Source organism: uncultured Methanobrevibacter sp. (assembly GCF_902774605.1).
Classification (GTDB): Archaea; Methanobacteriota; Methanobacteria; order Methanobacteriales; family Methanobacteriaceae; genus Methanocatella.
The window spans coordinates 2901-16090 of record NZ_CACYJE010000051.1; the positions used below are offsets into that span (position 1 = coordinate 2901).

The 13190-nt window shown below is 38.3% G+C and carries 4 protein-coding genes; 3 read left to right on the top strand and 1 reads right to left on the bottom strand.

Features of this window, described 5'->3' with window-relative positions:
* The first annotated feature begins 4 nt into the window (after window positions 1-4).
* From QZU77_RS08680 to QZU77_RS08690, 3 genes are all read left to right on the top strand, one after another.
* Window positions 5-7633 (top strand): right-handed parallel beta-helix repeat-containing protein, encoded by a 7629-nt coding sequence (locus QZU77_RS08680; protein ID WP_295603148.1) that lies wholly within the window; start codon window positions 5-7, stop codon window positions 7631-7633.
* Between the two features lie 47 nt (window positions 7634-7680).
* Complete coding sequence (locus tag QZU77_RS08685) at window positions 7681-11124, top strand: C1 family peptidase (protein ID WP_295603150.1); 3444 nt, start codon at window positions 7681-7683, stop codon at window positions 11122-11124.
* Between the two features lie 110 nt (window positions 11125-11234).
* Window positions 11235-12665, top strand: a complete 1431-nt coding sequence (locus QZU77_RS08690) for a B12-binding domain-containing radical SAM protein (RefSeq protein ID WP_295603154.1) — start codon at window positions 11235-11237, stop codon at window positions 12663-12665.
* Between the two features lie 150 nt (window positions 12666-12815).
* On the opposite strand, the gene QZU77_RS08695 is transcribed toward QZU77_RS08690, so the two are convergent.
* Window positions 12816-13190, bottom strand: a 375-nt coding sequence (locus QZU77_RS08695) for a hypothetical protein (protein WP_295603152.1), incomplete at its 5' end; no start/stop codon positions are given.

Sequence of the window (13190 nt, forward strand, 5' to 3'; positions counted from 1 at the left end):
ACTTGTGGATGAATCCCAAAGCGACATTCCATCTGATGCAATTTACGTTGCAACCAATGGTAACGATGAAAATGACGGTTCTGAAGCCAGTCCTGTTGCAAACCTCACAAAGGCAATTGAGCTTGCAAAAGCAGGTTCCGGAAATATCATAATCAAAGAAGGAACTTACACTCAAAATGGAATAACAATTGACGGGGATAAGCCAATAACCATAATCGGTGAGGGAAATGTAGTAATCGACGGAACAGACTTGGAAAAAGCATCAGTATTCACTGTCACATCAACTGATGTTACAATCAAGAACATTAAATTTGAAAACGGTAATGCCAGATACGGTGGCGCTTTAAACATTCAAGGTTCTTCAGCCAGCAGCTTGCTTGACATGAATGTAATAGTTGAAAACTGCAGCTTTAACAATTCAAAAGCAACCCGTGGCGGAGCAATCTATGCATACTACACTAAAGGTAATTTAATAGTTAAAAACTCCAATTTCACCAATATGAATGTGACTTGGGGAGCAATCTGCGCTTACCAATCTGCATATGGTGGCGGTTTAAATGTTGATATAACAAATTCCATTTTCGCAGATAATAAGGCAACCAATGGGGCAGCATTATACCTCCAGGCTTCACAGGTAACAGTAGCAGACTGTGACATTTACAACAATACCGCATCACAATCACCTGGTGCAATCTATTTGACTAATGTTACAGCAACATTCGATAACTGTAAAATATATAATAACTTCGCACTCAAAGATGCTTCTGCAATTGCAGTATACGCAGGCAAACTAAGCAGCAACCCTACTGTCTTAAAAGCATCCGAAGTAACTATTACTAACTGTATTATTGAAAACAATACTGCTACACAGGACGGTGCGGCTGCAATCTATTTGGAAAACTCAAAACTGAACATTTCATACTCTTCAATAGTAAACACATTAAACATTCACAATACCGTTACAGCTAATTATGATGATGACCAGCCTGAAACAGTGACCGCCAACAACAACTGGTGGGGAACTGATGACCCTTCATCAACAGTAGAAGGCAAAAACATCGTGATTGACAATTGGGTAATCATGAATGTCGTTGCAAACGCAACAGAAGTGCTTGTTGGGGATGAAGTTAAATTGACAATAGACTTTAACCATGTAAACACCACTTCCGGTGAAGTTCAAGAGTTAACCGGCGGTGCAATTCCAAAAACATTCACAGTGACTTTAACATCCACAAGCGGTGATTTGGAACCTGCAGCTGTTGAGGTTGCAAAGGGAACCTCTAAAGATGTAATTTACACTGTCGCTGATGTCGACGCCGTGGTTTCTGCCCAAACAGGTGAAGTAGTTAAAACCTTAAGCTTTGCAAAAGGTGTTGAACCTTATTATGGCATCATTTATGTTGACAAGAAGGGTGACGACAAGAATAACGGTTCAGAAATGTTCCCTGTTGCATCAATTGCAAAAGCGGTTGAACTTGCACTTGTAAGTGGAGGATCAGGTCAAATCATAATCAATGAGGGAACATACACTGAAACTAATTTCCACGTAACCGGTGATTTGAACGTGACCGGTAAGGGAAAAGTAATCATTGACGGTGAAGGAAAGGAAAGATTATTCAACATGAATTATGGTGAAAATCTAGACAAGTTTGTAATTTCCAATGTAATCATTCAAAACGTAACCGGCCATGGTGCAGTGGCTTATATTTTTGGAAATGAATTAATCATCAATAATGTTACAGTTATAAACAGCAATTATGGCAACTACCTCATTTATTCTAACGGAAATATCAGAATAAAGGACAGTAATATTTCAAATAATAACGGTGGCGACATAATTCAAATGAGCACCAAACAAAAGGATATAACCATATACAATACAGTATTTGAAAATAACACAATTGCATCATCAAATGGTATTGTTTATTTCTCACAAGGTGGAGGAAACCTGATTGTTGATTCATCAAAATTCATAGACAACACTGTTAAACAAGCAGTGATTCACGGTTCAATCAGCGCATTCGGCACTACTCAAACTAATATTGAAATTAAGAATACTGAATTTATCAACAATAAAAATGATGTGGGATACGGTGCTGCAATTCGTTCTAATGGACAATTAACCATTTCAGATTCAAAATTCATTGATAATGCTGCAAAAACAAATGGTGGAGCAGTATCCATTGGAAGTTCCGGAGTCGCAACAATAACAAAATCCTCCTTCATCAATAATAATGCCGGAAGCTCCTATCATGGGGATTCCATCTACAATCAAGGAAAACTCACAATCAACTATTCAGTCTTATTGAACAATGCTGGTCATAAAACCATTTATAATGACGGAAAATCTGAAGTCAATGCACAATACAATTGGTGGGGAACCAATGATGATCCAAAATCATTGAATGGTGCTGGCACTTATGAAGAAGAGGATGATTATAGTTGGGATACAATAACAGTTGATTGTCCGCAAGTCGATTCATCAAACTGGGTAGTCATGACTGTTTCAAACAACTTAACCGGTGCGAATGTAAACGTTGATGATGAAATCGGATTCACAGTTGATTTCACCCACATCAACAACAATCAGGAATTGTCCGAACTGATTCCTGAAGTGGAAGTTAATGTGGCTGCAGTCACAGGTGATGTTGATGCACAGACAATCACAACACAGAACAATGTAGCCAAATTCACATACACTGCCCGTGAAGGTGGAGAAGATACAGTAACAGTCACTTCTTCAAATGCTGTTAACACAACAACAGTCAACGTTAAGGTTCCTATAGTGCTTGAAGTGGTTTATGTGTCCGAAACAGGTAGCGACGACAACAATGGTACACGTTCATCTCCTGTTGCAACTCTAGAACATGCAATTGAAATTGCTCAAAGAGGAAAAATAGTAATTTTACCTGGCCAATACACTATCGCTCAAACCATAAACCTTGAAAAGGATATGGACATTAAGGGTGAAGGCACTGTCATAATCAACGGTAACAAAACCAAAGTATTCAATAACTATGCTAATCTTAATTTAACAAACATTAAATTTACCAATGCCAGTGCTGTGGTTGGATCAATCGTTCACAATCAGGCAGACAAACTAGTGATGATTAATGCTTGTGAATTCTATTCAAATGCTGCAACAGGAAGTGCTGGAGGAATAATCTACATTGCAAAAGGTAGCTTAAACCTAACACAATCCAAATTCCATGAAAACACAATCAAACGTGGAGTAGTATCTGCAGCTGCAGACACATCTATCATAATAAAAGATTGTGAATTCTTCAATCATGTTACCACCCAGCAATATGGTTTAATTAGAATCGACGGTTCCGATGCGGTGATTGAAAATTCAATATTCAGAAATAACAGTATCGGAAACGGTGCCGGAATTTACATCACTTCATCTAAAAACGGAAAAACCATAAAAATCAATAATGATACATTCATTGACAATAAGGCAACACAATCTTCAATGGGTAATGGTGGAGCAGTATATGTAAGTATTGCAAGCGGATCAGTTGACTTGACAATCACAAATTCCAAATTCATCAATAACACTGCTGCCGTAAATGGTGGAGCTATCTATATGGCAGGTAATAATGCAAAAGCCATAGTGGATGGCTGCTTATTCATCAATAACACTGCAAATGATGGTAACAGCATTTATATTGACAATGGTCAACAGTTCACAATTTCAAACTCAGTTATTTTAAATGATAATGGAATTGCAATGAATAAATCCAGCAGAATTTATACATCAAAAATAATTGCAGACAATAACTACTGGGCAGACAATGCAAAAGCAAATGTTGACTCATCCATTTCAGTTTCAAGCTGGATTATCATGAATGCTTCATACACTGTGTCTGAAGAGGGAGTTCTCACTATCACTGCTGAATTCGACAAAACCAACTCAACAAGTGGTGAAATTGCAGATTATGCAGGTAAATTGCCTGATGGATTTGACGTTACATTCACATCCACCAGTGGATTATTAAATGAGGTTGTAACCGTAAAAGATGGTCAGGCCAGTGTTGACTACACTCGTGATGCATATCTTGACAGTGACCTTACAGTTAAAGTCTTAAACGATGAAATCGTTTTCCCATTTGCAGTCAAGCCAAGTGTCATTTACGTATCAACAAAAGGTAGCGATGACAACAATGGAGATAAAGACACTCCTGTTGCTAGCTTGAAGCAAGCATTGAAATTAGCTGAAAAAGGACAAATCGTTATTTTGGAAGGAACATATAAGACTGGTGATTTAGGAACAATCAGTGATGATTTAACAATCACTGGTGAAGGAAAAGTTGTATTAGATGCTCAAAACTCAAACAGAATCTTATATGTGGGCAATGATGCAAAAGTGGTTCTTAAAAACCTAATAATGATTAATGGTTTCAAACCTGATGAAAGCGGTGCATTGCTTGGAAACTCCAATGAGTTAACAATAATCAATTGTACCTTGGCCAACTCTTCAGCAGGTGAAAATAACGGTGGAGCAATATATAATGTAGGCAAATTGACAATCATCAACTCCACTATTGCAAACAACACTGCTCGTGAAGGAGGGGCCATATTCACACAAGACAGTCTTTCAAAAGGTGCAGCAATCACCATTGAAAATTCAATAATTGAAAACAACACTGCAACCGGTAACGATAACCTGGGTGGTGGAGCAATATTTGCTCAGCAACTTGCAGGAATGACAATTGACAATACAACATTCAAGGACAACAAGGCATTGACCACATCAAGCGGTGGAGCAATATTCATTTCACACTCCGAGGCTGAAGTGAAAATCACAAACTCCGAATTCATCGCCAACCATGCAAACGGCCAGGACGGCACCGGCGGTGGAGCCATCTACATGACTGGAACTTCAAATTATGAAAGAAAAGGTAAATTAACCATTTCCGATACATTATTTGAAAACAACACTGCTGATGCAAACGGCGGAGCAATATATTCAAGATCAACCACAGTAAATGTTGTAAAATCAGTATTCATCAATAACAATGATGAAAACGGCATTGCTGTTTACGGATATCAAACCGAACAAATATCACCTTCAATCACTGCCAATAAAAATTGGTGGGCGACAAATGATAATCCAAGCTCATTCATAGGCGGCAACGGCAATTATAAACCAACTGTAAACAATTGGGCAATCTTGACAATAACCAATGACACTGAAATCAAGGATGGAAACAATGTTAAACTGACCGTTGCAATTGATTCATACACTGACGGTGAAACAGTCACCAAATTGGATTCACCAATAAACGTTCCAGTGCCGGTAACTATCTCCACTAATAAGGGAGACATTAACGGAGTATTGGCTAATGGCGAATTTACCTATGATTTGGATGCAACAGGAATCACATACATATCTGCAAATGCTGAAGGCATTGAGGAAGTATTATTCGCAAACACTGTAAACACAACTATTGTAATGGATGATGTCACTGCCGCTAAAGGTGATAATGTCGAATACACCGTTAAGGTTAACAGTGCTGACGGAACAGTCATCGGCAAGGGCGTCGTTGAATTATACATTGATGATGAACTGGTCGCAACAATGAATGTGGTGAATGGAGTGGCTAAAGAAAGCATTTTCATCACCAAAGAACCTGGAAAATACAATATCACTGCTAAATATATTGATTCAACTGGCCAATTTAAGGATAATGGGTTGAATAAGACCCTTACAGTCAATGGAATTAATAATGTAGTGACTCCTGAAACATTCTATAACTTCTTTGATGAAAACAATGTATTAAGAGACGGCATTCCATTCGACGAGCTCACATTCAAAGGAGAATTCAACAATCTCGGCTTAATCACAATCAACAAGCCAATCAAATTGACCGGTGACGGAGCAAAATTCAACAACGCTTCATTCAACCTCGAAGCAGACGGCATTGAATTGAGCAATGTCAACATTGCATTGGATGTCCTTGGGGAAGTTGACGGTGCGGCAGTCTACATCGGAGGAGACAATGTTGTCCTTTCAAACAACAACATTACATACAATGCTCCTGCAGGTGAACAAAGCTATGCGATTGAAATTGATTATGCTGACAATGTGAAAATCATCAACAACAACATCAAGTACAATGCAACCTCTGAAGGAGACGTTAAAACATTTGCAGTTAATGCAATGTATGCGGATAATTTAGTATTTGAAAACAATGTCCTTGATGCAAGCATCCCATCCACTTCAATAGGCTATTCAGCATATCCAAGAATCGACTACTACTCCCAAGGAGTGCATGTTGAAAACAGTGACAACGTATCCTTTAACAAGAATGACATTAAAGTCAATTACAATGCCGTTACAGGACCAGATGACACCATCTATGCAGTTCACTTTGATTCTTGTGATGATTCAAGAATCACAAACAATGGCATTGAGCTAAACGGTCATGGTTATGCCTACGGTCTGGTGACTAACAACTGTGATAACCTGACAATTTCAGGAAACGACATCAAATCCAACTCTGATGACCACTATGCAGCAGGCCTTCAAGTGGGCGGCAAATCCTCAGCGGTTGTGGACAACAATAACATTTCCGCAAAATCAAAAGATGTTGCATACCCAGCATACCTTGACGATTGGGGTGAAGACGGTGAGGTTAACCTTACCAACAACAACATCACAGGGGAATCCGACACTGTATACGGCGTTTATGTGGAAGAAAACAAGACAGTGATTTCTGCAAACACAATCGACGTTAAAGGAAACCATGTATACGGCATTGTCACTCATCAAACCGATGCTGTAATTGATGGAAATCAAATCAATGCAACAGGCAAGGACAGTGGAGCTATAGTGTCACCTCAAGGCGGTGTTGACTACAACACTACAGGCATCATCGTCAGTGAAGGCACTGCGGATATCAAGAACAATAATGTGATTACCAACGGCAATTCAACAATTATTGCAAAAGACACTAATGCATCCATTACAAACAATGGATTGTCTGCTAATGGAACCTCCGCTGATGGCAGTATCCAAAACATCAATTCAGACATTAAGTCTTCAGGAAACACTGAAGCTAAAAAGAAATCCGATGACAAGCCGGTTGAACCAGTCGCTCCTGTTGTTCAAATAACCGCAGCAAACAATGCGAAAGTCTACTACAGCTTCGGATACACTGTACGCGTAACCGAAGACGGCAAATCAGTAGGTGCTGGAAAACAGGTTACTTTAAAGATAGCCGGAAAAACATTGGCTGCCAAAACCAATGCAAACGGTTATGCCACATTCAACCTGGCTGTTAAGCCTAAGGCATACACTGTCACTGCAGCTTACAATGGAGTGACTAAAAACCTTAAAGTAACAGTTAAGAATGTTATCAAGGCGAAAAACAAGAAAGTTAAAAAATCAGCTAAAAGACTTAAAATCAAGGTCACCTTGAAGGCAGGTAAAAAAGCAATCAAGGGCAAAAAGGTTGTTCTTAAAATCAAGGGTAAAAAAATCAAAGCTAAAACCAACAAGAAAGGTGTAGCAACCTTCAAGATTAAAAAGAACATTCTTAAAAAACTTAAAGCTGGTAAAAAATACAAATATACTGTTGCCTATGGTAAAGATACCGTGAAAAAAACTTTAAAAGTTAAAAAATAGGGGTTTTTAATCTCCCTATTTTTCTTATTTTTTTTGGAGGAATGAAATTGGTTAAATGTCATAAAATAATGCTTATCTCAATTCTCTTGGCAATATTCATCATTCCGTCAAGTTATGCGATAGGCAATGAAACTAATGATCTGATTGGGCTAGACGATGCTCAAGCAACATTATCAATAACCGATGACAATGTTTTGGCTGCAAATAACGATTATTACTTTAACTCCTCACTGGATAATGATGATGGTGACGGATCAATTCAAAACCCCTACAAACACCTGACCGCAGATAGGATAAAAGGCAATTGCAACATCCATCTTGCCGACGGAGAATATAAGTTGGATGATTCTAAAACCATTGAAAGGGTCAATATAATAGGGTCAAATCCTCAAAAAACAATAATAAACTATGATGGAGTTGGATTCACCGTCAATTCACTTTTAACATTGACCAATGTTACAATAATGGACATGTCAATAACCAATCATGGGACAATTAACGCTACAAACTCTATTTTTAGCCATGGATATGGGTGCAAGGCTGATAGTTACGGAAATAATTATGGCGGAGCAATATATACAAGCGATATAAATCCCAATTCCAAAGTCACAATAATCAACTGCACATTCAATGACAATTATGCAGTTTATGGAGGGGCAATTTATATTGGTGCCGGCCACTTGACAGTATCCAATTCACGATTCATTAACAATTGCGCTTATAATTTCGGTGGAGCGATAGCCTGTGAAAACACCGTAAGCGTGTCAATTTCAAAATCAAGATTCATCAAGGATTATGCTATCGACGATGCGGGAGGTGCATTATACATAAAATCATCCCAATTGAATGTTGAACGCAACGACTTCATTAACTGTTCAGCAACATTCGGTGGAGCAGTGACCGCCCTGGACTGTGACGTTAGATTGAATTATGTTAACGCATATAACAATTCAGCCAAATGGGATGGCGGAGCGGTTTATCACATGTACGGCAAGTTCCTTTCAACATATGGGAATTTCATCAACAATTCCGCACGCAATGGCGGAGGATTATACATTGACAATTCCTCAGGATTATTCATGATTTCAAATTTATTTGAAGACAATGCCGCTGTGGCATCTGCAGGAGCAATATTTTCAATTTTAAACAATATGCAATCATCATTAACAGGCAATACCTATAAGAACAATAAGGCGCCTGCATACAAGGATTATTATGACACTAAAAATTTGAATACAAGCATTGGAAACGCCAATTATACTATATATACTATAAAAGAAACTGAAATCTCCTCAATTCCAAGCTATTACAATCTGGTTAAAGAGGGATTCATCACTTCAGTCAAGGATCAGCAGTCAAGCGGTAACTGCTGGGCATTCACAGCAATGGCTGTTTTGGAATCCTGTCTTAAAAAGGTAACTGGCATGGAGTTCGACTTGTCCGAGGAGAACATGAAAAACCTCATCGCATTGTACTCCGATTACGGCTGGAAAATGGTGACCAATGAAGGGGGATACGATGCCATGCCCTTCGGCTATTTCGCAAGCTGGCTCGGGCCGGTTGATGAGATGAGCGACGTGTTCGACGACAAGTCAGTGCTTTCACCTGTACTGGACAGCATACTGCACATTCAAAACATACTCTTTTTGAAAAGGAATAACTACACTGACAATGATGCAATCAAAACCGCAATAATGAAGTATGGTGCCGTTGGAACATCTATATACTTTGATTCTTACTATCTGAATAACGGCACCAGCTATTTCACATGGGCACTATACCCATCAAACCATGCGGTGACCATTGTCGGATGGGATGACAATTACTCAAGGGACAATTTCTACTTTGGAAGCTATGCCAAAGGCGATGGCGCATGGATTGTTAAAAACAGCTGGGGTCCAAGCTGGGGAGACAATGGGTACTTCTATGTTTCATACTATGATGAGTCATTTGCAAAACCCGGAGTTGATGGGATAGCATACACCTTCATCCTGAACGATACCCTAAGGTATGATAAGAACTACCAGTATGACATAGCTGGAAAGACAGATTATCTGCATGACGACAGGACAAGCGTTTGGTATAAAAACACTTTCACAGCAACCGACAATGAGATGCTGGCTGGTGTTTCAACATATTTTGAGAAATTGACCAACTGGACATTTTCAGTATATGTGAATGGCGCTTTAAAGGCGGTTAAGAGTGGAGTGTCCGAGGCCGGTTACTATACTTTCCATCTCAACGAAGTCATACCATTATATGTGGGGGATGTTTTTGAGATAGTGTTCAACACAACATCGGACAAGTTGTCCTCAGTGCCAATTTCAGAGATCGCCTCACTTAACAAGGCCATCTATTATCCGGGAATCTCATATGTTAGCTATGATGGCGTTAACTGGCAGGACTTGTTCTACTTATCAAAAACATATGCATTGCATACCTACAAGTCTCAGGTGGCATGCATCAAGGCATTCACTGTTCTGGCTAAATTCAACACTACAATTGCCATCAATGTCACTGGCAATAGGATTATTGTAAGTGTTTTGGACCAATACTCAAATCAGGTAAGGGACGGTAAAATAAATTTCACTTTGGGCGGTGAAACCCAAACACTCAACCTGATTGGCGGTGAAGTTGAAGTGCCGTTTAAATTAAAGGATGGTGTTTACAATATAACAGTTGACTATGAAAGTGATGATTATAATGGGTCTCAAAACAATTTAACATTAGATATATCACTAGACATTATTCTTTCGTCAAACAAGATATATTCATTCAATTCAAATTACAAGATTCTTCTAAAAGATCAGTATTCAAATCCGATTGCCGACAAGGAATTGCTAATAAACAATGTAAAGATGACTAGTGACAATAACGGTGAAATAAATGTGCATATTGACTTTAATCCGGGAAATATTAAATTTATAATCACAAATCCTTTGAATAATGAAAGTATAATTGACAATATCCTGGTTAAGCCACGCTTGAGTGACAATCTTGACATTAAAATGTATTATGGTGCCAATAAGTATTATAAGGTTAAAGTCCTTGACGATTATGGAAAAACCCTCAAGGGTGAGAGAATTAACATCATGATCAACGCAAGGACATACTCAGTAAAGACTGACGGCAGCGGTTTTGCAGCCATTAAGCTGAATAAGCTCAAGCCGGGCAAATACACTGTCAGCGTTGACTATAAGGGATTTAAGGTATCGAATAAAATCACTGTCAAGGCAACCCTTGCCGCTAAGGACAAGTCAGTCAAGAAGGCAAAGTCAATCAAGTTTAAGGCAAGGCTTGTGAATGCCAACGGCAAGGCCTTGAAAGGCAAAAAGATTACATTCAAAATTAAGGGCAAGACCTATAAGGTGAAAACCAATGGGAAAGGAATTGCAACGCTTAAACTCAAGAAGATCAAGCCTGGAAAATATTCTATAAAAACTAGCTATGGCAATATGAAAATCTCAAATAGGATAATTGTAAGGAAGTAACGTATAGTTTACTTCCCTATTTTTTTTGATAGTTCGTATATTATTTTTCAAAAATTTTAAATACTTTTAAAACGTATTATTTATTAATATAATGCAATGTTGTTGATATGATGAAGGTAACCTTTTTAAATCCTCCTCAGACCAATTCGAAATATAAGTTTTTAGGTGTTGTAGCGCCGTCATTGGGAATAGGCTATATGGCTGCCGTATTGGAGCAGTATGATATTGATGTTGATGTATTGGATGCTTCTGCATTGGAGTTGACCTATGATGAGATTGGAGAGGAGATTTTAAAAAGAAACTCTGATGTCGTGTCAATAAGCGCCCTGACACCAACCATAGGAGTGGCCCTAGACTCAGCCGATAAGATAAAGCAGGTGAAGCCTGATACCGTGGTGGTTTTAGGGGGCTATCATCCAACTTTCGAATTTAAAAGTGTTCTGGAAGAGCCGAGCGTTGATGTGGTTGTCAGGGGCGAGGGCGAGTACACTTTACTCGAGCTTGTTCAGGCAATCGAAAACAATATGGATTTGAAAAATGTTCAAGGTTTGGCTTTTCATGATGAGGATGACGGGTCATTGGTTCTCACACCTGACAGGCCGATTATCGAAGACCTTGATGAGTTGCCTTTCCCGGCGTTCCACTTGTTCCCTATGGAGAAGTATAAGATTTTAAACATCACAACCTATGTTGCGACAATCGTGACAACTAGAGGATGTCCAATGCAGTGCTCATTCTGTTCATCCGCTGCCCTTCACGGCCATAAGCTTAGAAGAAGGTCTGTTGGAAACGTGGTTGATGAGGTTGAGATGAGATTGAGGGAGCAGAACATCGACACTATCGCATTCATGGATGACACTTTCACTTTAAACAAGCGTTTCGTTTATGATTTCTGTGATGAAATCAAGAGGCGCAACCTGAAGTTCTGGTGGGGCTGCACTTCACGTGTTGACACCTTGGATGAGGAATTGTTGCAGGCCATGAAGGATGCGGGTTGCATAACCATTTTCATTGGTGTTGAAAGCGCAGACCAGCAAATGCTTGAGAATATGAACAAGAACATTACCGTATCCAAGACTGAGAATGCATTCAGGCTTGCCCGCAAGGTGGGCATTAGGACCATTGCATCATGTGTCATTGGAATGCCTGAGGATACTCGTAAAAGCATTAAGCAGACTATTGAATTTGTCAAGAAGCTGAATCCAAACTACGCATTGTACAGTATCGCAACACCATATCCTGGAACTCGCTTTTATAATGAGACCTTCAAGAAGAATCTTATCACAATCAAGGACTGGTCCAAGTACACTCTTATCAATCCTGTCTTGGAGACTATTGACTGTTCCAGCAAGGAACTCAGGAAGCTTCAGAAGGATGCTTTCATCAAGTTTTATTTAAGGCCGGGCTATCTTGCCCGTCAGGTTTCAAGTGACGGTTTTATTCTGTTGAAGACAATTTTCGGTGTTGCAAGACAACTCCTGTCCAAGCAGACCAACGGTAACACTGATTACAATAAGACTAATGTCAATAAGGGCAAATGATATTTTTGCTCGACTAAATTTTTTTCCTTATTTTTAGTAATAACTAAATGTCCATTATTTTTTTAGTTGAAACTAAATTTTTAATCGAATACTATATAAGCAAGTAAATTTAATATAAAGTCTATTTATTAATCATTATTATTTTTTCATTTAATTATCATAATAATTTTCTTTTTTATCGAAATTTTTAAATTGTTTATTATAATTTCCTTGGTAATTTTTATCTTCATAATTATTATTCTTTCTATTTCTGAACGAAATATATTCTTTATTATCTCCCAATCTTGGTCTGATATATTCTTCATTTTCTTCATTATTTTCTTTATCATAATAATTTCCTCTCATTTTATATTTAGCTTTATTTTCCCAATTTGCTTTGGAATAATTTTCATCAATGTCTTCTTTCAGCATTTCATTTTTATATCTTTTTTCTTCTTTATTTCTCATGTCATAATCCTCATTATATATTATTCGTTTATTATCATCTCTGTCCATTTTATAATCGAAATTCATTTTAATATTTCT